The sequence below is a fragment of the Mycobacteroides chelonae CCUG 47445 genome, from assembly GCF_001632805.1.
GTDB lineage: Bacteria > Actinomycetota > Actinomycetes > Mycobacteriales > Mycobacteriaceae > Mycobacterium > Mycobacterium chelonae.
Genome location: NZ_CP007220.1, coordinates 4004837 through 4024855, shown reverse-complemented (window position 1 = coordinate 4024855; position 20019 = coordinate 4004837). Strand labels below are relative to the sequence as shown.

Annotated in this window: 20 protein-coding genes and 1 tRNA gene; 7 read left to right on the top strand and 14 right to left on the bottom strand. The window is 64.6% G+C overall.

Annotated elements, in window-relative coordinates:
- Position 1: 1 nt before the first annotated feature.
- A complete protein-coding gene (locus BB28_RS19740) occupies positions 2-493 on the bottom strand; it encodes a YajQ family cyclic di-GMP-binding protein (protein ID WP_030096586.1) in 492 nt (163 codons plus the stop codon).
- Positions 494-584: 91 nt separating this feature from the next.
- Between BB28_RS19740 and BB28_RS19735 the strand changes: the two genes are divergently transcribed.
- Positions 585-667 (top strand) — tRNA-Tyr (locus BB28_RS19735).
- A 76-nt stretch (positions 668-743) separates the two neighbouring features.
- On the opposite strand, the gene BB28_RS19730 is transcribed toward BB28_RS19735, so the two are convergent.
- Genes BB28_RS19730 through BB28_RS19720 form a run of 3 tightly spaced genes read right to left on the bottom strand, consistent with a single transcriptional unit; the run spans position 744 to position 2436 of the window.
- Entirely contained in the window at positions 744-1601 is an 858-nt protein-coding gene (locus BB28_RS19730) for a metal-dependent hydrolase (RefSeq protein ID WP_046254731.1), read from the bottom strand.
- Positions 1598-1972 carry a 2TM domain-containing protein gene (locus BB28_RS19725; RefSeq protein WP_046254730.1) on the bottom strand — a complete coding sequence of 125 codons (375 nt, stop codon included), beginning with the start codon at positions 1970-1972 and terminating at the stop codon, positions 1598-1600. Before BB28_RS19725 ends, BB28_RS19730 begins: the two co-directional genes overlap by 4 nt.
- Positions 1969-2436 carry a PadR family transcriptional regulator gene (locus BB28_RS19720; protein WP_046254729.1) on the bottom strand — a complete coding sequence of 156 codons (468 nt, stop codon included), beginning with the start codon at positions 2434-2436 and terminating at the stop codon, positions 1969-1971. Before BB28_RS19720 ends, BB28_RS19725 begins: the two co-directional genes overlap by 4 nt.
- Positions 2437-2611: 175 nt before the next feature.
- Here BB28_RS19720 and BB28_RS19715 point away from each other — a divergent pair, with 175 nt between their 5' ends.
- Positions 2612-2863 carry a hypothetical protein gene (locus tag BB28_RS19715; RefSeq protein WP_199347551.1) on the top strand — a complete coding sequence of 84 codons (252 nt, stop codon included), beginning with the start codon at positions 2612-2614 and terminating at the stop codon, positions 2861-2863.
- A 16-nt stretch (positions 2864-2879) separates the two neighbouring features.
- Here BB28_RS19715 and BB28_RS19710 read toward each other — a convergent pair whose 3' ends face one another.
- From BB28_RS19710 to BB28_RS19690, 5 genes are all read right to left on the bottom strand, one after another.
- Complete coding sequence (locus tag BB28_RS19710) at positions 2880-3122, bottom strand: hypothetical protein (protein WP_064393538.1); 243 nt, start codon at positions 3120-3122, stop codon at positions 2880-2882.
- A gap of 44 nt (positions 3123-3166) precedes the next feature.
- Positions 3167-4111, bottom strand: coding sequence for a trypsin-like serine peptidase (locus BB28_RS19705; RefSeq protein ID WP_052740296.1), 945 nt, complete (start codon positions 4109-4111; stop codon positions 3167-3169).
- Positions 4112-4231: 120 nt separating this feature from the next.
- Positions 4232-5503, bottom strand: coding sequence for an alpha/beta hydrolase family protein (locus BB28_RS19700; RefSeq protein ID WP_046254727.1), 1272 nt, complete (start codon positions 5501-5503; stop codon positions 4232-4234).
- A gap of 17 nt (positions 5504-5520) precedes the next feature.
- Positions 5521-7047, bottom strand: a complete 1527-nt coding sequence (locus tag BB28_RS19695; protein WP_046254726.1) for a S8 family peptidase — start codon at positions 7045-7047, stop codon at positions 5521-5523.
- 80 nt (positions 7048-7127) lie between these two features.
- Positions 7128-8933: a peroxidase family protein gene (locus BB28_RS19690; protein ID WP_046254725.1), complete on the bottom strand. Its 1806-nt coding sequence runs from the start codon at positions 8931-8933 to the stop codon at positions 7128-7130.
- A gap of 248 nt (positions 8934-9181) precedes the next feature.
- On the opposite strand from BB28_RS19690, the gene BB28_RS19685 reads away from it, so the two are divergent.
- Together BB28_RS19685 and BB28_RS19680 are read left to right on the top strand one after the other, a co-directional pair.
- On the top strand, positions 9182-10306 hold the full coding sequence (locus tag BB28_RS19685) for a catalase family protein (RefSeq protein ID WP_046254724.1): 1125 nt from the start codon (positions 9182-9184) through the stop codon (positions 10304-10306).
- Positions 10307-10409: 103 nt separating this feature from the next.
- Complete coding sequence (locus BB28_RS19680) at positions 10410-13019, top strand: LuxR C-terminal-related transcriptional regulator (RefSeq protein ID WP_046255999.1); 2610 nt, start codon at positions 10410-10412, stop codon at positions 13017-13019.
- 25 nt (positions 13020-13044) lie between these two features.
- Here the strand turns inward: BB28_RS19680 and BB28_RS19675 are convergent, their stop codons facing one another.
- The gene (locus BB28_RS19675; protein WP_052740294.1) at positions 13045-13290 is read right to left on the bottom strand and encodes a hypothetical protein; all 246 of its coding nucleotides are present in this window, start codon (positions 13288-13290) and stop codon (positions 13045-13047) included.
- Positions 13291-13566: 276 nt separating this feature from the next.
- On the opposite strand from BB28_RS19675, the gene BB28_RS19670 reads away from it, so the two are divergent.
- Both BB28_RS19670 and BB28_RS19665 read left to right on the top strand, forming a co-directional pair.
- Positions 13567-14841 (top strand): S8 family serine peptidase, encoded by a 1275-nt coding sequence (locus BB28_RS19670; RefSeq protein ID WP_046254723.1) that lies wholly within the window; start codon positions 13567-13569, stop codon positions 14839-14841.
- Positions 14838-15062: a hypothetical protein gene (locus BB28_RS19665; RefSeq protein ID WP_044105109.1), complete on the top strand. Its 225-nt coding sequence runs from the start codon at positions 14838-14840 to the stop codon at positions 15060-15062. Before BB28_RS19670 ends, BB28_RS19665 begins: the two co-directional genes overlap by 4 nt.
- Positions 15063-15120: 58 nt before the next feature.
- On the opposite strand, the gene BB28_RS19660 is transcribed toward BB28_RS19665, so the two are convergent.
- From BB28_RS19660 to BB28_RS19650, 3 genes are all read right to left on the bottom strand, one after another.
- Positions 15121-15552: a hypothetical protein gene (locus BB28_RS19660; RefSeq protein ID WP_064393537.1), complete on the bottom strand. Its 432-nt coding sequence runs from the start codon at positions 15550-15552 to the stop codon at positions 15121-15123.
- 152 nt (positions 15553-15704) lie between these two features.
- Positions 15705-16562 carry a universal stress protein gene (locus tag BB28_RS19655; protein ID WP_046254722.1) on the bottom strand — a complete coding sequence of 286 codons (858 nt, stop codon included), beginning with the start codon at positions 16560-16562 and terminating at the stop codon, positions 15705-15707.
- A 9-nt stretch (positions 16563-16571) separates the two neighbouring features.
- Positions 16572-17564 (bottom strand): Acg family FMN-binding oxidoreductase, encoded by a 993-nt coding sequence (locus tag BB28_RS19650; protein ID WP_046254721.1) that lies wholly within the window; start codon positions 17562-17564, stop codon positions 16572-16574.
- 173 nt (positions 17565-17737) lie between these two features.
- Between BB28_RS19650 and BB28_RS19645 the strand changes: the two genes are divergently transcribed.
- Complete coding sequence (locus BB28_RS19645) at positions 17738-19297, top strand: bifunctional aminoglycoside phosphotransferase/ATP-binding protein (RefSeq protein ID WP_046254720.1); 1560 nt, start codon at positions 17738-17740, stop codon at positions 19295-19297.
- 26 nt (positions 19298-19323) lie between these two features.
- Here BB28_RS19645 and BB28_RS19640 read toward each other — a convergent pair whose 3' ends face one another.
- Positions 19324-19881, bottom strand: a complete 558-nt coding sequence (locus tag BB28_RS19640; protein WP_046255996.1) for a type 1 glutamine amidotransferase domain-containing protein — start codon at positions 19879-19881, stop codon at positions 19324-19326.
- Positions 19882-20019 lie beyond the last annotated feature (138 nt).

Here is a 20019-nt window from a genome sequence, read left to right as displayed (position 1 = left end):
CTTACCGGTAGTTCACGAACTGCAAGGCAATATCCAGGTCCGAGCCCTTCAGCAGTGCCTGGACGGCCTGCAGATCATCGCGCTTCTTGCTCGATACGCGGATCTCTTCGCCCTGCACCTGTGACTTGACCCCCTTGGGGCCCTCGTCGCGGATGATCTTGTTGATCTTCTTCGCGTTCTCGGTGTCGATGCCCTGCTTGAGGGTCCCGGTGAGCCGGTAGGTCTTGCCGCTGGGCTGCGGGTCGCCCGCATCGAAGGCCTTCATGCTGATATCCCGGCGGATCAGCTTTTCCTTGAAGACGTCCACGGCCGCCTTCAGACGCTCCTCGGTGGAGCTGATCAGCTCGATGGTCTCGTCACCTTTCCAGGCGATAGTGGTGTCGGTCCCACGGAAGTCGAATCGTGTGGTCAGCTCCTTGGCCGCCTGATTGAGCGCATTGTCGACCTCCTGACGGTCGATCTTGCTCACGATGTCGAATGATGAATCCGCCATGACTGCTCCCTCTTTCTGGTCTTCGTATGTTCCGTATCCAGTCGGTTTGCGTTGGCACGACCCTATCGTTGTATCCTGCATCGTCTGATAAGGCGGGTTGCCCGAGCGGCCAATGGGAGCGGACTGTAAATCCGTCGGCTTACGCCTACGCAGGTTCGAATCCTGCACCCGCCACAGCACTCAGGCCCCCTTTCGAGGGGGCCTGAGGTTTTTTCAAGGGGGATGCGCAGATCGCGCCTGGGGTATCGGCTCAGCGCAGATGGCCGGCCAGCTGACCCTGCTCGCCGAAGAGTTCGGTGTTCCAGCGTTCGACGAGGTCGGTGTTGTCGAATTCGTCCGGGTGGAAACCGGGGCGGTTGTAGGCCCGGACGCGGTCGAGTACGTCCCGGGTCACGAAGGGTGAATGCCGCAGCTCGGTAAGGCTTCTGAACAACCTGAGGGGGTTGTACGTCGCTCTGTCGAGAAGCAGTGACATCAGGGTGTCCAGGAGCGTCCCACAGAGGAACACCGTCGTGATCAGTCGCATGGCCCACGTGCGCATGCGTTCGGTGCCCCCGACTGATCGATAGACGTCGAAGGCCACGGCGCGATGTTCGGACTCCTCCAGCGCATGCCAGAGGAGCATCGAGCGGACCTCGCCCTCGCCCAGCAGATCTTGGGCACGCTGATCGGTCAGCAGGGTCTCGGCGAGCGTTGCGGTGTAATGCTCCAGGGCCGCTGTCATGGCGAGGTTGAAGCGAGGCGGCAGGTATCGCGTGTAGAGACTCATCCCTCGCTTGGTCAGCCGGTCGACGATGCCCGTGGGATAACCCATCTGCTGCAGTCGCTCGTTGAGTTCGCGATGCTCGCGCCCATGTGTCACCTCCTGGCCGATGAACCCGGCCACCTGCTTTTTCAGCGCGGGATCGGTGATCTGGTCGGAGAAGTGTTTGACGGACCGGATGAAGTAGTCCTCCCCTTCGGGGAATACCGCGGAGAGCATCGCGATGATGTGGCTCATCACCAGATCGCCCTGTACGTAGTGGCGATTCAGTGAACCGGTTGGATACCGGAACGTGATGCGCCTTGTCTTGATGGGCCGGGTGGCTTGGCCAATGGGTGTGTTCATTGCGGCTCCTGAGTGGGTGTTTCACGGTTAGCTCGGTTGACGCCCTCGGTGGGCCAGGGCTCGGGATCGGTGTCGGGACGATGACGCCAGATGGAGCTGGCGACGACGTAGTGCGCGATGAGGGCGATTCCCCAGCCCAACAGCGGGTAGATGAACCAGGGGTATGCCGTGCCATGGTCGAACTGCCAGGTAAGCGCCCAGATGGCGACGAGCAGGACCTGCACAGCGACATAGGTGCTGGCGTGGATCCGGAAGGCAGTTCGATTCATCTGTCCGATCCATGCCCGGCGTTTTCGATCGAGCCGTCGCTGCTCCTCGTCGGCCCGGCGTTCGGCACGTTCCACTGCTCGTTCAAAGGCGTCATCGCTCACTGCTTGGCTCCTCTCCTGCGATCGTCAACTCGGGCAAGGCCAGTAATCTCCAGGGCGGCCTGGTCGAGGATCTTTTCCACCGCGGCGGGATCTACCCGGCCCGCCGACGGCATGATCCGCGCGGAGAACCGAGCGAGGATCTTCTCGAATGAGTCGCCGCGGCCGAACCGTGCGCCGGTGCGCAGTTCCACGCCCGCCAGCACGTCGGCTCTGCTGGTCAGTGCCCGCTCGCCCTCGGCCGACGTGCGGTACACCGTCCGGCCCTCGCGTGTCTGGCCGGTCAGGAGGCCTTCGGCGGCCAGTGCTTCGACTGCGGGATACACGGTGCCGGGCGATGGTTGGTAGCCACCGGCGCCGAAGAGTCGTGATAGTTCGGACATCAGTTCGTAGCCGTGCATGGGCCGCTGCGCCAGCAGCGCCAGGAGCACGAGTGGCAGCTCGCCATGACGGAAGAAACGTGCCATGACCGTGCCTCCTCTCCGCACCTACGAAACTATTACGAAAGTAGTATCGAAACTATTACGAAGTCAATGGCCCGGTGGATGGTTCGCCAAGGAGGCACTACATCTGTTGTGGTTCATTTCCCGATCTGCCCCGCGCCGGCGCGAACAGTTACGGAAATGGTGCGACCATGCCCGCATGGCGGAAGACGCGGCGGTGGCGCAGGCTCGGGTCCTGCTGCGGTCGCTGTATGAGCACGTGGACTATGTGTCGCAACAGATCGACAAGGCCGAGCGGCAGATCGACCGCCACGCGAATCTTGCTGCCCCACGCCATCATCGGCGCTTGCGTGCCATGCGCAAGGAACTTGACGAGGCGCATCGTCTCATCAGCGGCCTGCACGGTTGTTACCCGGCCACGCGTGCGACATCGCGCGAGACGTCGTACTGATCGGCGCCGGGACGGTCTAGCCGGCGGTCACCGTCAGCTGATCTTGTCCCTCGGCGATATGGGCCGTGGCATGAAAGGTCTTCCCGGTGTGCGACACAAGAAATCGATAGTCACCGACCACCGGTGCGGAGATGACCACCTCGCCCCAATCGTCGGCCACCATGGCAATATCGTGGACCTCGCCGGGCGCCGAGTCGATGCTGATCACAGCACCGGCCATCGGACGCCCGGCGGAGTCTCGAAACGAGATGCCGACCACGTATCCTCCTGTGTCCGGATTCTCTGATTACCTGAAAAGCCTTGTCACATACCGCCACTCTTCCACGTCGACATGTTGTTGAAGACGGCACTGTTGATCCGGGTGGCCGAGTTGCCCGAGTTGGCGCCGTTGGTGTGAATGCCGACGCCGTAACGGTTGCCGTTCTGCAACACCCACACCGGTGAACCGCTCTGACCGCCCGTGGTGTCGATGTCGTAGGTGATGACGCGGTCGGAGACTGACTTGGTGCGTTGCGCCATGAACCACTGCTCGCCGTTCTTCTCGCCGGGATACCCGGACAGGTTCAGCGCGGCGGCCTTCAGGAAATCGTCATTGCGGGTGGCGAAACCGAAGTATCCCGTCTGATCGCCCGGACGTGACGACGACGGCAGGATGATGGCGCCATAGTCGTTGTCGCGATTCTGATTCTGGGTCCAGCCGGTGACACTGCGGAAGGCGGTACCTACGTGAGTGCCGAACGGGCGGACACCGGCATTGCGCCCGGGGATCACCTGGATCGAGCGCACCCAGCCGCCATCGGCATGCATGTAGACGCAGTGTCCGGCCGTCATCACGGTGCGGGGAGCGATCAGCCAGCCCGTTCCGACATAGGTGCGGTTGTTGGCGGAGGTGATGATCAGGTGGCAGATCGCACGCCAGGGGAACGTGGTGGTGTTGCCGACCCGAACGCGATCATCGGTACCGATGATTACCTCGGCGCTGTTGGCCAACTCGGGATAACTGCCCAGAATGGCGTCCAGTGGTGCGAGTTCCGACTCGTCGGTGCTCAACCCGTCGACCGAACCCAGTTCACTGACTGTGGATTCACCGTGTGCTTGTGTTGCGGCGTTGGTGGTTTCGGTGTCGGCGTTACTCGCTTGTGCCGACGGCAATTCGTGTTCGGTGACAGCGGCCGCACCCGCGGCCCCTGAAATTTCGTACTCGGTTTCGGACGGCTTGTGATTCGTCGACTTGACTGCGGTGGCCATTTTTGTCTCCCTGCATAGGGTGTGAGTTCGAGCTAGGACGTGTTCATCCTGTTCGGTACCGGAGCTTGATTCATGCGTAGTGGGGTACTCGATCTCACACTGCGGGAGCAGTTTTCGTGTTCAGTTCTGAGAGGCGCGCGCGGCGGAGACGATAGCCCACGCCACCTCCGGATGCTTGATATCGCTGTGCGCACCGCTGAACTGGGATTGGCTGGCGTCGTCGATGACCTTGTTGGCGTCAAGCCGGTAGAAATGCCCGCGCTGGAAGTCGTACGGCTTACCGGCCTCGGCAAGCTCGAGTGGCGTCGCGGCCGGGTCCTGCTGGTACCCGTCGTGACCCATTGCCCCCCAGCGGAACCAGGGGTCCTGTCCGGCTTGGCTGTCCTGCCGAGCAAGCATGCTGGCCGCCGGGTACCACCAGCCGACCGCGCGATCGGCGGCGGTGTATGTCGACAGCAGCGGCCCGTCCACACGCTCTTCGAGCCCGGCGAGGCCGCCGGGTCCGCGGCCCGGGTCGAAGAGCAGCTTGCGGTTGAAGGTGAAGTGGGAGAAGGCGCCCTGGATCAGGGTGAGCGACTTGACGGGGCTGGTGCCGGTTGTCGGAAGCCCTGCCAGCGCGTAGGAGACCAGTCGCGCCCCGAAACTGTGTCCGATGAGGTGAATACGGGGCGGGCCGTCGGGGCCTGACAGTGCGGCCAGCAGCGGACCGAGGCCGCGCTGGCCGACAACTCCGGCCCGGTTCTTCATCTCGTAATAGCTCATCGTGCGCAGAATCTCGCGAGCCCCCGACCACAGCGCGGCGAAGGGATTGCCAAGTCCCTGTGCGGCACTCGTCGATTTCGGTGCCATGGCAGAGGCTTGCCCGAACACCGCGAGCGGATCGCCCTTCACGATGTCGGACTCGCCGCTGTCTTCCTGTGACTGGGCGGGGGTGGTGACCAGTCCGGCGGCCAAGGTGTGGAACTCGATGAGCTTGGCGGACTGCTGCGGTTTCTCGTCGAGCAGCTCGCCCATCTTTTTCAGTTGCGCGGCCTGGCCGGGGAAGCGTGGCGTGAGCGCCGCGGCCAGCTCCGCGCCCGTGGAAGGTACGGGCGGCGCGCTATCGGGGCTGTCGTCGGGCAGCAGCACCGACGGCCAGTTGATTCCCGCGACGGCCACACCGTCGGTATCGCCGCCGAGCTGATCGGCGATCAACGAGAACATCGCGGTGTAGAGCTGGCGCGCGGAAGCCACACTGTTGTTCCATCCGTGTGACATCAGGAACAGATCGGTGATACCACCGGCTGCGACTGCGGCCGGCAGACCGCCATCGCCGTCACCGGTGGCGTCGTTGAGTGAGCCGTCCGCGTTGAAATCCGGTTCGTAGTAGGGCAATCCTTTGATCGTTGTCATGATGTACTCGCTTGTCTCTAGGTGTTGGATAGTGCACGCATCAGGTCGACAAGCCCCGCGCCCTGAAAGAACTCGTGGCGCCCCAAGTCGACGGCCGACTTCAGGAAGATGTCCTTGACCTCTTGTGGTTTACCCACGAACTCCGTGCGCGCCGACAAGAACGCGGCGATCGCACCCGACACATGTGCGGCGGCCATCGAGGTCCCGCTGTCTTCGATGTAGTTGGCGGCACCCTCGGTGCCGTCGTCCTTCAACAGGTCAATGCCCTTGGCCATGAGACCGGTTGCCGCAGAGGTGATCCGCTCACCAGGGGCCACCAGGTCGGGTTTGCGTCGGCCATCGAGAGTGGGCCCCTTGGAGGAGTCGAAGGTGACACCGCTGGTATGCGGCCGGTACCGGTGGACCGAGCCGACGGTGATGGCGGTGGCAGCATTGCCGGGGTCGGTGATGGTGGAGAGCTGACCGTAGACATCGGCTGTCGTTCCCATGATCGCGGCGCCCACACCGGCCGCCGCGGTGCCGGCCCCGAGGTTTCCGGCACTCACGACGCAGACCACCCCTGACCCGGTGAGCAGATCGAGCTCGCGGCACAGCGGGCTCTGGCCCGCCGCGTAATCCCTTGGCATCCATCCGCATCCCAGCGACAGATTCACGCCGTGGATCTGTAGATCGTTGCCGTAGCTGTTGATCTCGCGTACGTAGTTGAGGGCGTCGATGAGCACGCTCGACAGGGTCTTGCCGTCGTCGTCGAGGACCTTGAGACTCACCAGGTTGGCGTGCGGCGCCACCCCGGACAGCCGCGACCCCTGCGCCAACACTCGCGGGACCCATTCCGGCAACCCCTCGGCAGTTGGTTGAGTGGATGCGATCCGGATGAGCTTCGGGTCGGTGGGGGATTCGCCCGCGATGATGCCTGCCACATGGGTGCCGTGTCCGTAGACATCGACGAGCGGCCCCTTCGAGGCCTCCGGGGAAAGCGTGAAATCTTTGTGCAGCGGCATCACGGAATCCGCGGTGAGGGTGCCGTTGGCGGCGAAATGGGGATGCTCGGCATCGATTCCCGAATCCAGCACGGCCCAAACGACTCCGGTCCCGCCGGAGCCATAGGTGCGGATCGCCGCATCGGCCTTGATCGTGGTGAGTGAGCGGTCCAGATGCGCCTCCACCACCAGATCCGGCCACACCCGCCGGATCAGCTGCAGCGCTTGTTGTGCGCTCTTGGCGGTAGGGGACTTGGCCCCACCACGGACCAGGCGCTGGATTTCGTCGGGGGTGAGCATGCACCGCACATAGTGGCGGCCGACGGGCGTTGGTGTGGGCGGCTCGTCGCGCAGTACCCGATGGAACATATGCAGGAATTGGTCGCGCACGTCATCGGGGTCGACACCCGCGCCGACGAGAAGCTCGATCAGCACCATCCTGCGGTCGTCATCGTCGGTGACCAAGGCGTTGGCCTCGGCCGGCAGTGCCGTCTGCGGATCGGCCAGGACCATCGGGCTGATGACCGATGGCCGCTTGGGTCCGCGTGGCACGGGGCTAGTCATCGCACACCGAAGGCATGAATCCGGTGGAACTCATCTGACGATTGTGAACCCAAACGTCCTTGTCGGTCATGAGTATTCGCCTACTTGGTCGATCCGCTGGCCCACGCGGGCGTCCACGGTGCGAAAGGATTCGCCACGCCGTCCAGGGCGGCATCCAGGGATGGGAAGTGACGGAGCAGCACCGACCGCATCGAGTTGTCCCTGACCCACGCGATGCCTTCTGGGGTGTAGATCTCGGGCCGGAAGTCGGACGTGAAGAATCTGTCGCTCTCCAACCGGCGGGACGCCATCAGCACGAAGATCCGAAAAGCGGTGTCGCTGAACCCAAATCCCTTCGGTTTGGGCTCCGCGTACAGCCCGACCATCAGATCCACTCGCTCGACATCGCCGTATATGGCCGCGAGCTCCTTAGCCACCACGGGGTCGTCGGTGAGCTCGCCGAACGAAGACACCGGCCGCAGCCGCAGCATCCGCCGGAACTCGTTGTAACGGGGCACGCCCCGTTCACGGACCCGAAGAACGTCGATGGCGGCGAGGTCCAGAATGGATCCGTCCGGCCGCTCCAGACGTTGCAGATGACGCGGGAAGTTATGCAGAGTCAGCGCGCCCGGATTGGCACGGCCGAACGAATAAATGATGTTCTCTATCGACGTCTCGCTGAAGCGGGTTCGCACATGTTGTACGGCCAGATCCGGCAATTCGTGTTCGGCGATCACGGAATCATCGGAGGCCGACCGCAGCACGAAACGATCGGGAATTAGCGGGTGCATGCGGTACACCGCGACAAATTCTTCGGTCAGCGAATATGGCACGTTATGCAGACTTGTGGGGGAGCCGGGTATACCGCGCAGCAGAGCGTTATGTGGCTGGCGCCGAAATAGGTTGCCTAGGCGCTCGCCCAGAATGCCGGACCAGTTGGAGTTCATCGCGAATACCGTGGTGGGGTGCCCGATTATGGCGGGAGTCCAGTCGATCGTGTGGATTTTCGCCATCAGCGCTGTGTTGACTAGGCGGGCCTTGTCGTACAGCTCCTGGTCGGACATTTCCGGATGACAGGCAGCCAGATGCTCGCAGATCGCGTTATGTTCCCGCATGAACAGCGAATGCAGGATGGCCAGGCCGACCCAGAAGTTCACGGCCGTCTCTGATGTGCTGGCCAGCGCCTCGACATCAGCAGGCGGCAGGCCTTGCCCGTCCAGCCGTAGCGTGCCCCCGGCGCCGGTACGCAGTGCATCGGCGATGGCGCGGGTGCCACCGTAGACCTGCGATCCGTCCCACCAATGGGTGTCCTGCGTGACGAACGTCGGGGGGCCGGACGCATCGGGGCATGGGTCGGGTGCGGTGCGGCGTATCTGCATCGGCCGTTGTGGCCACGGATCGTTCCCGTCGAGCGGAACCGTCCATGGCTCGGCTTCGACGGTGTTATGGCTGAACCAGTCGTGGACCTCGAATTGGATCCATGCCGCGGCCAGCACGTTCAGCGTCGTCGCCGGGATGAACTCGTCGCGGGTCAGCAGCCTGCGGCTGATCAGCCGCGGGTTCGGGTCCAGGAGTTGTTCGGAGGACTCGGGGAAGGTTTGGGCAAGGGGCGCGTTACGCCCAAACCTGCTGCCCACCGACCCCATCAGGGGGTGTTCGAGGTTGTTGTAGGTGCCGTCCAACGTCCGGGCAGCGCGGTACGCGGCGTTCTCCGGTGGCGGTGATCCACCCGGCGCCCGCCCCGTATCGAACAGATTGTCGGCGCGCAGCGCGTTACGGAGCCCGATGAGTACTGCGATGCCGAATGCCGTGGGCAGGCGTGACCACCCGACCGACCGATCAATTCGTGTTGCGAGCCACGAGGCCAATGTGGTGGCTGATGTGGCGGGTCCACTCTTTTTCGCCATACCGTAATGCTGACAAATTCTGACGAGTCAGAACGTGAGTATTGCGCTACTCGATCCCCACGAAATCGGATTTCCGATCGCACCGGGAATACCTCGTCAATTCACGCACATCGGGGCCGGCCGCAGCGCAGGATTGAGTAGTCGTGTACTCATGCGCGGCACCTCCGGCATTCACGACACTGAGAACGTCACCGTGTCCGATGGATATCGACCGTCCCGGACCACTAATACGGGAGGATTGGACCGCGATGGGCGCCACTGATGAATCGCTCGAAGCGACGCGTACCTACCTTCGGTACAACGAGAACATGGACGTGGCACCTCCCGGTGAGGAGGAAGCCATCGACAAAATCGTCAAGGTGCTGCACACGAACAACCAGCGGGCCTTCCGGAAGTATCGGCATGCCGTCCGTGATGCGCATGCGAAGAGCCACGGCATCTTGCGCGGTGAGCTGACGGTCTATCCGGATCTACCGCCGCACCTACGCCAAGGCATGTTCGCAACTCCCGGTAGTTATCCGATCATCTCCAGGTTGTCCACCACGTCCGGTCTGCTGCGCAGCGACCGGATCCGGGGCGTGCGGGGCCTGGGCATCAAGGTCCTGGGTGTGGCAGGTTCGCGGACTCTGCCCGATGACGAGGCCACCACCCAGGATTTCGTGTTGGTCACCCACCGCGAGTTCCTCTTCGCCGACGCGAAAGCATATCTACGGCGGGGGATGCCCACGGCCTGGTTGCTGGCGCGGCTGCCGGACACCGCGCTGAGGCTGGGCAGCAACCTTCTGGGCGGGGTGGCGAAACTTCTTCCACGCGTGGGACTCTCACTGCCGGAATCGGTGGCCGTGTTCGTTCGGCCCAACACCCACATCCTCGGTGACACGTTCTACTCCTCGGCGCCGCTGCGGTACGGAGACTATGTGGCCAAGCTCAGTTACGTACCGCTGTCGAAGTCCGTGCGGGACCTCGAAGGGGTACTTCTGCCGGACGACATCGCCGACGACGAGTTCCGCCACCTGGTATCAGAGTTCTTCCGGCACAACAGTGCTGAGTACGAACTGAGGGCGCAACTGTGCACCGACGAGAAGACCATGCCCCTGGAGGATGCCACCGTCGCGTGGCCGGAAGGGGACTCCCCGCACCGGGGGATCGCCAAAATCGTCTTCCCCGTGCAAGATTCATATGGTGACAAGAGGCGGGTGTTCGGCGACGACGTACTGTCCTTCAATTCATGGCGCGCCTTGGCCGCGCATCGGCCATTGGGGTCGATCAACAGGTTGAAACTTCGGGTTTACGAGGCCTCCAGCAACTTTCGGCATGAGAAGAACGGTGTGTCGCGGATGGAGCCGGCCGGGGTTCAGGATCTACCGGACTGAGATGGTTGCGATGACACGTGCGATCACCAAACCAGCCGCACCGGAGAAACCGGCCCCCGGACTGGCCCACGCAAACCGCCGTCGCGATCTAAACTCTTTCTCCATGTCGGGGAGCTGGCAGTTGCTCGACCGCCCAAACGAATTCGAGGCCGTCCGCGCGACGCTGTCGGACAGCCTGTCGTGCGGTGTGGTGCTGGTCGGGTCGGCGGGAGTGGGCAAGACCACCCTCGCGCGCACGGTCACCGACTCGCTGGAATGCCAGGTTCGCTGGGTGGCGTGCACCGAGTCGTCGCGGAACATTCCGCTGGGCGTGTTCGCTCACTGGATACAGACAACCGGATCGCGTGACCCGGCTGCGCTCATTGCTGCGGCGCGGGAATCCATTGTCGCGACGCCACATCCGATCATCGGGATCGACGATGCTCATCTGCTGGATGATCTGTCGGCGACTCTGCTGCATCAGATCGCGGTCGGCCATGCGGGCCGGCTGGTGGCCACCGTGCGTAGCGGCGAGCCCGTTCCGGATGCGGTCACCGCATTGTGGAAAGACGATTACCTGCGCCGGTTCGAACTCGAGGCGTTCACCAAGCAGCAGAGTGTCGCCCTCGTGGAATCGGTGCTCGGCGGAGCCCTCGAAGGGCTGAGCGCCGACGTGATGTGGGAGTCATCCGGTGGAAATCCGCTGTTCCTGCGACATCTGGTGGAAGGGGCCGTCGAGGCCGGATCCCTCACCGCCGTCAACGGCGTGTGGCAACTGCGCGGTAACACGGTTGTCCCGTCGGGGCTGGCCGCACTGCTCGGAGATCGCCTTGAACAGTTGGATGGCGACGTACTCAACGTGCTGAAACTACTGTCCTTGTGTGAACCGCTCAATCTCGACACATTGTGCGAGATCGCCGGTGGCGATGCTCTGGATGGTGCCGAGCTCAGCGGCTTCGTCCGTGTCGAAGCCGACGGCCGGCGGATGAATGTGCGGTTCAGCCATCCCATGCTGGGCGAGGTGATCCGGCGCAGAGTGGGCACCGCATCGGCCCGGCGTCTGCGCGGTCAGCTGGTGCGGGCACTCCGGGAGCGTGACATCGACTCGGCTGCCAAGCGCATCCGGCTTGCGCAGTTGTCGGTCGGCAGCGACGAGGCCACCGACCCGGCCCTCCTGGTCTCCGCCGCGAAGGACGCGGTGTATCTGTCCAACCTGCCGGTGGGTGAGCATCTGGCGCGCTGCGCGGTGGAACGTGACGGAGGGCTGCGCGCGGCCGAGGTGCTCTCGCGCGCTCTGCTGTGGCAGGGTCGGCCCGAGGAAGCCGAGCAGGTGCTCGCGGAGTTCGATCCGGACCAGCTCGATGAACTCTCGCTGGTCCTGTGGGGCCTTCCGCTGGTGTCCATCGCGTTCTGGTCGATGGGCGATGTGCGGCGTGCACACGAGCTGATGGCACTGCTGCGTGAACGGGTGCAGCATCCCGCGCTGAAACTGGTCGTCGACGCGACGGGGGCGGCGTTGGCCGTGCACGAGAACCAGTTCGACGAGGGGCTGGCGGCGGCGACGCTGGTGCTGTCGGATCCGGAGGCTCCCCGGCAGGCGGTGGAATTCGCGGCGTTCGGTATCGGGCTCGCGCTGCCCGTCGCTGGCCGCGGCGACGAGTTCGAGCCGATCGCCGCGAGGTGCCGCGCGCAGAAAAGATCCACCGACGGCATGATCGCGGTGATGGTGCGTTACTGCGACGTACTGGCACTCGTCTACACGGGGCAGCTCCGGCTGGCCGACCGCCGGGTCACGGAATACACCGAATTCTCCTCGGCCGGACAGTTTCTGGCGTGGGCAATAGCGCGCATCATGGCCGGCCTGGTTGCCGTGCACCGCGGCGCCTTCCCGACGGCGATATCGTCCATCGAACAGGCGCTGGCCGCGCTCAATGCCGAGAAGCCACTGCCCTGGCAGCTGCCCGCACGGCTATTGCTGGCCCGCGCCTACGCCGCACTCGGCAAGGTCGAAGATGCCGAGCGCGTGCTGACCGAATCCGGAGAACACTCAGGACAGTTCGTCGCACTGCACGACCCCCAGCTGCTGATCGCGAAATCCTGGCTTGCCGCCGCGCGCGGTGCAGACCGATCGGCGGTCGACATCGCCCGGCGCGCGGCCGACGCCGCACACACCGCGGGCCAATACGCGGTGGAGGCCGAGGCTCTGCACCATGCGGCGCGGTTCGGTGACCGGACCGTGGGTCGCCGCCTCGGGTCGCTCGTCCCACGCGTGCATGGTCCGCTGGTGCAGCTGTATGCGTGGCACGCAGTCGCCGTCGGTGCCTCCGATGCCACGGCGCTGGATGTGGTGAGTGGTGAGTTCGAGAACGCGGGCCTGCTGCTCTCGGCCGCGGATGCCGCAGCACAGGCGGTGGCGTTACGCGGTCGCGATGGAGACCGGAGCAAGAGCGCCGAATCCGCTGCGCGTGCACTGCGGATCGCAGGTCAATGCGGTGGTGCGGCCACGCCCGCGATCCGGGCCGCCGCGCGCCCGCTGCCGGTCACCGCACGTGAACGTGAGATCGCGGCGCTCATCGGGGAGGGGTTGTGCAACCGCGAGATCGCCGAGCGCCTCACGCTGTCGGTGCGGACCATCGAAGGCCACATCTACCGAGCGTGCATCAAACTCGATGTCGCAGACCGTGATCAGCTTGCCAAGATCGTGTGGAGCGACCTGGCGAACCCGCAGGAATAGGCGGCTGCCCACTGCCCGCGGTGGTTCATTCGTCCGTGGTGTTCTCCGAATCCGGTGGCTGCAGAACGGTGCGTTCGTGCACCAAGTACCCGGATGCGACGGAGAAGAGGACGGTGATGGCCGAGCCGACGTCTCCGGGTATCTCGACATTGAACTTGCCGAGGACGAAGACCAGCACGACCGAGATGGCGCCGGCGGTGCCACTGGCCGCAACCTTGGTCGTGGGTATCGGTGACGGCTGCCGGATTGCTTGTCGTTCAAGCGTTGTCATGATCGGCTCCCTTGGGTGATGGGTCTGCTGAAACGGTAGGGCTCGCGGGCCGGTACCCGCACGAGTAGCGGGCTACTTCGTTCCTGGCGGGCGATGAGATGACGCGCTGCGGCCTCGCCGGGGCGGCACAGACCGCGCCCAAATGCAGGTAGTGGATCACTCGTTCGAAATCGCGCGACGCTGCCGACCATTGCTGGTAGCCGAGCTAGTGCGTCTATCTGCCGTTGGGCGTCTGCGGCTTCCCATCACGTACGTCAGGAAAGGACGGACCTGGAAATGACTAACACCGACCCGCAGATCTACACAGGAAGACAAGTGGTTGTCTTCGCACCGGCAACGGCGCGCGGAAACAACGTCACCACCCTCGCAGGTATCGCGGGGATCTCGAACATCGCACACAGCCGCGATTTTGAGAATCAAGCGATGGATATCAGCGCCGTCGTCGACGCCGATGCCACGGTGTTCGACGAGCTCGGTCTGGCCGTCGTGGATTCCGACCCGGAGCAGACCATGGCGCTTCAGGCCGCGGCGTCGGCCGGCGGCACGGTGTTATCGGTGGAACCGGAGCTGATCCATCACGCACTTACGGTCACCTCCGCCGAATACCTCAGCGGCTACCAGCATGGTGTCTCCGACCTCTTCGCGCGGTTGCAGGCCGACACCGCGACCGTCGAAGAGCTCGCCGCTGCCTACGCCGATAATGACTCGTCGACGTGGGGTCTGCAGGCCACGAGAACAGACACGAGTTCAAAGACCGGCCGCGGGGTTCGGGTGGCGGTGCTGGACACGGGCTTCGACGCCGCACATCCGGACTTCAAGAAGCGTCACGTGACCATGCAGTCGTTCATCGACGGCGAGAGCGCCGACGATGGGCATGGGCACGGCACACACTGCATCGGTACCTCGTGTGGACCGCGCTCTCCGCGGGGGAGTCGTCGTTATGGAGCAGCGACCGAGGCCGAGATCTTCGCGGGCAAGGTGCTGAGTAACGCCGGGTCGGGGGCCGACGGCGGTATTCTCGCGGGCATCAACTGGGCGGTGGCCAACAACTGCGCCGTCATCTCGATGTCGTTGGGCGCCAACGTCGATAAGACGTCCCTCGCCTATGAGACGGTGGGTCAGCGTGCGCTGGACCGCGGTTCGCTGATCATCGCCGCGGCGGGGAACAACGCCAACCGCAGGATCGGAAACTACGGCTTCGTCGGCGTGCCCGCGAACAGCCGGTCGATCATGGCCATCGCCGCGGTGGATTCGTCCTTGAACCCGGGCTGGTTCTCGGCGCGTTCGAGCACCAAGACGAAGGCGGCCGGCCGCATCGACCTCGCCGGACCGGGTGTCGATGTGTACTCCTCGTGGCCGATGCCGAAGCGCTACAACTCGATCAGCGGAACCAGCATGGCCACGCCCCATGTGTCCGGTATCGCGGCGCTCTGGTGCGAGGCCACGGGGCTCACCGGCCGGCAGCTCTGGGCGGTGCTGTTGCAGCACGCGACACCGCTCAACGTTCCGGCCGTGGATGTGGGTGCCGGGCTAGTACAGGCCCCACAGTGACGGCGCAGCGGGTCACCGTGACGATCGAAGAGCGTGATTTCGACGGCACGGTGGCCGCGTTGCGGGCCGCCGGCATGGCCGGTATGCAGGTGCACCGCGAGATCGGCGTGGTATCCGGTGATATCGCGAATGCCGCTGCGCTGGTGGATATCCCCGGAGTAATGGTGGTGGAACCCGAGGGGCGGACGCATATCGCCCCGCCCAATGCGGGTATCCAGTAACGGGTCACCTAAGCCAGTGGGGGCGGTGCGACAGCGCACCGCCCCCACTGGGTGTCTATTAGCCGGCCAGCCGGCGTGCGCCCAGCGCACCGACGCCGCGGTGGGTGACACGGCGGATCAGTGCCCGGCGCTGGGCGCCGATCGATACCGGGATGGCACTGACGGTGGCAGGCCCCGGGCGGGCGTCATCACATTCCAGATAGGTCGCGGCAACACCGGGAAGGGCCCGCAGATGTTCGGCGAGCCGCTCGAACTCGGGGCAGGCAGGCGCGGTGACCACGAAGATGGACCGCAGCTCGGGCGGTACACCCGCGGCGTTGGCGTGAAGGGGTGCAACCGTGTGCCCGGCCACCCGAATGGCCTCGAAAATCGGTGTGGCCGAGTTGATTGCACCCGGATGCTCACGAAGGTCGTGTGCAGGGCCGGCCTCAACCAGGATGAGCAGGCTGACGTCCGGCGAGACGCTGTACGGGGCAGTTCGCGTAATCATTTCGACTCCTCCCGGCACGGGATGTGTGGCTCGGTTTCGTTGTGTAAAAGCGGTACACAACGATCCTGATCCGACACGGTCCCGATGACGCGAGTAGCGAGGTACCCCATACGAAGGCATCACGCGTGGTGGGCATCACCCGATGGTGCTGTCTACAGCAGCCGCTGACGCGCGGCAACGAGCACCGAACAGTGTGTCCGGCCCAGCACGCCGCATCCATTGGGGCCGACCAACTCCTGCACGTGTGCCGCATCGCCGGCTCCGAGAACCACCAGCTGTACGGAATGCCCGTGGCGTTCCAGGTAATCCAGCGTGCCGCCCACTGGATCGAGTACACGGATGTCCAGGTCGGAGTGCCGCACCCGTATCGGCGCTAGGCGTCGCTCCAGCAGGACGGCCGCCACCTGACGGTCGCCGCGTGCCAAGGTGGCGACCCGATGCCCGAAGAGAGGCATCGGGCGATGGCGCAGCAGGACGCGCATCGGTGCGCGGCGCAGCCGTGCCTCGTGCGCCGCGAGTTCCAACGAGGCCACCGACTCGTGGGTCTCGTCGACCTCCACCACCACTGAGGGCTCCGCACCGGCCGGTACCTGGCCATCACGGATCACCGCGACCGGGCAGCGCACCGACCGGAGAACTTCCGCAGCCGTGGATCCGACTTTCCTGGTGTCGGAACCGCTGATGCCGATCGCGCCCACGCACAACATGAGGGCGTTGCGTGAGGCGTCCAGCAGCACGTCCGCTACCCGTCCGTGCCGGATATCGGCGTGAACCTTCACTGGCTTTCGCGTCGACCCGATCTCGCGGACGGCATGCCGTAGCGCCATCCCGGCGGTGCTTGGCTCGTTGTCGAACTCCGGGAACTCCGGCTGGGGAGCCACGTGGACTAGGCGCAGCGGTACGTCACGGTGCAGTGCCTCATCGACCGCCCATAACGCGGCCCGAACCGCGGATCGTGAACCATCGATGCCGACGACCACCGCGGACTGGGGGGTGGGGATCTCGTTCATGGCACTGCCCTAGCCGCGGATCTCGAACACATCGGCAAGCGATCGCCGGGGCGTCGGGGGCGGGACGCGACCGAAGGTCGGAGCCAGGCCAACCCGGATCAATGCCTGCGGGTGCGCTCGCCCGATGGTGGCGCCGACGACCTCGCGACTGGCGGTCAGTTCCAGCATGTGCGTGATGGTGCAGGTCGCCATCCCGGCCAGGGTCGCTTCCAGCAGCACCTCGGATAGCAGCTCGCCGCAGCGCAGCAGGTGTTTTGGGGTGTCCCTTGCGGTGGACAGCGCCAGGACCTTGGCCCGATCTTCCTGCAGGCCGGGCCGTGTGGTCCGTTCTGAGACGACCGGGAAGGTGCGGCCGATGTCGACGTGATCGCTCTCGCCGGCCGACACCAGCGCACTGCGCGGAATACCTTCTCTCAGCGTGAACGATGCTGTCCACCAATCGAGTTCGTTTTGATAGGCCGAATCGTAGATACGCAGGGCATCGCTGAGTGCCGACGCCTCGGCCAATCTCGGCCGCATCGCATCGTCGATCACATCCAGGATCACCGCCCGATCGGAGATCACCGAGTTCAACATCCGGGCGAACTGCGACCAGTTCGGCGGCGACTCGAACGGAAGGCGATCGGTGCGGCGCTGCAGGATCGCATCCGCACGTCGACGATCACCCACCACCACGACAGATCTGGGCAAGAACGTGATGGCCGCGAGATGGTCGGGGTTGTCGGGGTTGGGGATCCGTTCCACCCGTGCCATCCAGCCCGCCGAGGCCATCGCTACCCGGAAATGGTCCAGAGCCGCACCGCAGCTGATGATCGCTTCGCGGCCCCTGTCGTCAGTTCTGTTCACGCAGCGCGAGCGGTCCAGGTACAGGTGCAAGTCACCGGCCCCGGAGCCCGGGTCGACGATCCAGCGCCATGGCTGAGTGTTATGCAAAGACGGTGCACGGCAAGCAAGTTGGATCGCAGTCTGGACTACGTCGATGTGAACCATCGTCTTGGGCATGTCGGGCTCCGCTCACTGGTGGTGATATCGACTCTCGGTGACACATCCGGGCGCGGACAGGGCATTTGGTCACCGGCCACGGACCCGAAGTCCCCGGGTATGTGGCCCAGGGAACGCGGAGTGGGCCCTGGTGGGGGAGAACTGGTGACTTCCGACCCACAGATCAGGGGCACATGGCCGGATATCCGCGTCTCGCACCCGGCAACGATGAAGTCATGCGCGCAATGCGATCGACCGCCAGCCCCACGTACGTCGGTGCCGAGATCCGTGAAACACACACGGGTATCGTCATTTTGGCTGGAGGGCGGGCATACAAACTCAAGAAACCCGTGGTCACCAACCTCCTCGACTTCAGCACCCTGGAGCTTCGCGAAAGGGCTTGTGCCCGTGAGGTGGCGCTCAACAGCCGCATCTCAAGTGACAGCTACATCGGCGTCTCGCACCTCACCGATCCCGAGGGCGGGCCGGGCGAACCGGTCGTGGTGATGCGGCGCTACCCGGATGCCGCGCGATTGTCGGCGATGGCCAAGGCGGGCCGGGTCACCAAGTCGCATCTGGATGCGGTCGCGGAGGTGCTGGCGGCGTTCCATAAGCGGGCCGATCGCAGCCCGTCGATCGACGAAGCCGGTGCGCTTGACGCTGTCGTCGATCGCTGGGAGGACACGCTGACCTCGTTGGAGAAGTACGTCGGAACCGTGCTCGCCGCGGACGACGTGCGCATGGTCCGGACGCTCGCGACACAGTTCATCTCCGGACGGGCGGTGCTGTTCGCACAGCGCATCGCCGACCGCAGGATCATCGACGGGCACGGCGATCTGATGGCCAGTGACGTCTTCTGCCTGCCCGATGGTCCGGTGATGCTCGATTGTCTGGAATTCGACGACCGGCTGCGGCACGCGGACAGCCTCGACGATGCCGCATTCCTGGCCATGGATCTGGAATTCCTGGGGCGGCGGGATCTGGGCGAATATTTCATGAATCGCTACGTGGAACTATCCGCCGATCCCGCACCGGAGCCGCTGCGGCACTTCTATATCGCCTATCGATCCTTGGTCCGTGCCAAGGTGGATTGCACCCGGTTCGCCCAGGGGCAGCGCGCGGCCCTGGGCCGGGCCACCAAGCATGTGTCGATGGCGCTGAGTCACCTGAGCGCGGCAACGGTTCGGCTTGTGCTGGTCGGCGGCGGGCCGGGCACAGGTAAGAGCACCTTGGCGCGTCGGATATCGGAAGATATTGGTGCTCAGATCATCTCCACCGATGAGGTGCGCCATCAGTTGCATCGTCTGGGCGTGATATCCGGCGGCAAGGGCGTGTTCGACGCGGGGCTGTACTCCCCGGAGAACGTGGCCGCCGTCTATGACGCTGTGCTCCGCAGAGCGCGGGTATGCCTGGCCGGCGGGCACACCGTCATCCTGGACGCGACCTGGCGCAATCCGCGCCACCGGCTGCGCGCGCATCAGCTCGCGTATGAAGCCGGAGCGCCGATGGTGGAGTTCTTGTGCATGGCGCCGCTGGTCACCGCCCAACATCGGGTGGCGGCCCGTCACGACGGAGTGTCGGACGCCAGCGGTGATATCGCGGCGGCGTTGAGTTCTGAGTTCGTCGGTGTGGACAACGGGTGGGGCGAGGCACACGTGATCGATACGCGCCTACCGCTGGACCGCTCGACGGCCGAGGCCGAGGAACGGTGCCGGCAGGCGCTATACGCCCCCGTGCCGTGTCACCCGCGGTAGCGTAGGCCGCCCGTCACTGATCTCGATCATCGTCTGGCGCTGGCGGCGGCGACGTTGTCCACGATGGCCCGACAGAACGCGGGCAGGTCCTCCGGGGAACGACTGGTGATGAGGTTGTGGTCGATGACCAACTCCTCATCCAGGACATGGGCCCCGGCATTGCGCAGGTCCGTGCGGATACTGCGGTACGACGTGACCGTTCGTCCTTGCAATACACCTGCCTCGGCAAGGGTCCACGGCCCGTGGCAGATCGCGGCCACGGGCTTGCCGGATCGCACAAACGCACGCACGAAATCCACCGCATCCGCATCGGCGCGCAGTTTGTCGGGGTTGACGGTGCCCCCGGGAAGCACCAGTGCGTCGTAGTCGTCCACAGATGCCGTGCCGACCTCGCGGTCGACGTGCAGCGTCCCGGCCGGCGCTAGATCGTGGTCACGGGCGGCAATCTCACCCGATCTGATCGAAAGCACTACCACGGTGCCACCAGCATCCACGATCGAGTTACGTGGTTCCTCCAGCTCGACACGCTCGACTCCGTCGGCGGCCAGTATCGCGATCGTCCGATCCTGAAGAACAGCGGACATCGTCGTGTTCCTTTCGTTGGGCATCACGTTCGTGTACCCGGTTTGCGCTTGTTCATGCACGAACTGGGGATTTCACCGTGTCGGCAGGCGGACAACGCTGGCATGCATGAACCGCGTCAGAACGGGTACACCACCGGG

Excerpts from the sequence above, each read along its gene's own strand:
- BB28_RS19645 (WP_046254720.1), top strand. The coding sequence starts at position 17,738 with ATGGCCGGATATCCGCGTCTCGCACCCGGCAACGATGAAGTCATGCGC.
- BB28_RS19690 (WP_046254725.1), bottom strand. The coding sequence starts at position 8,933 with ATGGCGAAAAAGAGTGGACCCGCCACATCAGCCACCACATTGGCCTCG.
- BB28_RS19670 (WP_046254723.1), top strand. The coding sequence starts at position 13,567 with ATGACTAACACCGACCCGCAGATCTACACAGGAAGACAAGTGGTTGTC.
- BB28_RS19720 (WP_046254729.1), bottom strand. The coding sequence starts at position 2,436 with ATGGCACGTTTCTTCCGTCATGGCGAGCTGCCACTCGTGCTCCTGGCG.
- BB28_RS19695 (WP_046254726.1), bottom strand. The coding sequence starts at position 7,047 with ATGACTAGCCCCGTGCCACGCGGACCCAAGCGGCCATCGGTCATCAGC.
- BB28_RS19655 (WP_046254722.1), bottom strand. The coding sequence starts at position 16,562 with ATGAACGAGATCCCCACCCCCCAGTCCGCGGTGGTCGTCGGCATCGAT.
- BB28_RS19685 (WP_046254724.1), top strand. The coding sequence starts at position 9,182 with ATGGGCGCCACTGATGAATCGCTCGAAGCGACGCGTACCTACCTTCGG.
- BB28_RS19715 (WP_199347551.1), top strand. The coding sequence starts at position 2,612 with ATGGCGGAAGACGCGGCGGTGGCGCAGGCTCGGGTCCTGCTGCGGTCG.
- BB28_RS19740 (WP_030096586.1), bottom strand. The coding sequence starts at position 493 with ATGGCGGATTCATCATTCGACATCGTGAGCAAGATCGACCGTCAGGAG.
- BB28_RS19650 (WP_046254721.1), bottom strand. The coding sequence starts at position 17,564 with ATGCCCAAGACGATGGTTCACATCGACGTAGTCCAGACTGCGATCCAA.
- BB28_RS19700 (WP_046254727.1), bottom strand. The coding sequence starts at position 5,503 with ATGACAACGATCAAAGGATTGCCCTACTACGAACCGGATTTCAACGCG.
- BB28_RS19640 (WP_046255996.1), bottom strand. The coding sequence starts at position 19,881 with ATGTCCGCTGTTCTTCAGGATCGGACGATCGCGATACTGGCCGCCGAC.
- BB28_RS19660 (WP_064393537.1), bottom strand. The coding sequence starts at position 15,552 with ATGATTACGCGAACTGCCCCGTACAGCGTCTCGCCGGACGTCAGCCTG.
- BB28_RS19680 (WP_046255999.1), top strand. The coding sequence starts at position 10,410 with ATGTCGGGGAGCTGGCAGTTGCTCGACCGCCCAAACGAATTCGAGGCC.
- BB28_RS19675 (WP_052740294.1), bottom strand. The coding sequence starts at position 13,290 with ATGACAACGCTTGAACGACAAGCAATCCGGCAGCCGTCACCGATACCC.
- BB28_RS19705 (WP_052740296.1), bottom strand. The coding sequence starts at position 4,111 with ATGGCCACCGCAGTCAAGTCGACGAATCACAAGCCGTCCGAAACCGAG.
- BB28_RS19730 (WP_046254731.1), bottom strand. The coding sequence starts at position 1,601 with ATGAACACACCCATTGGCCAAGCCACCCGGCCCATCAAGACAAGGCGC.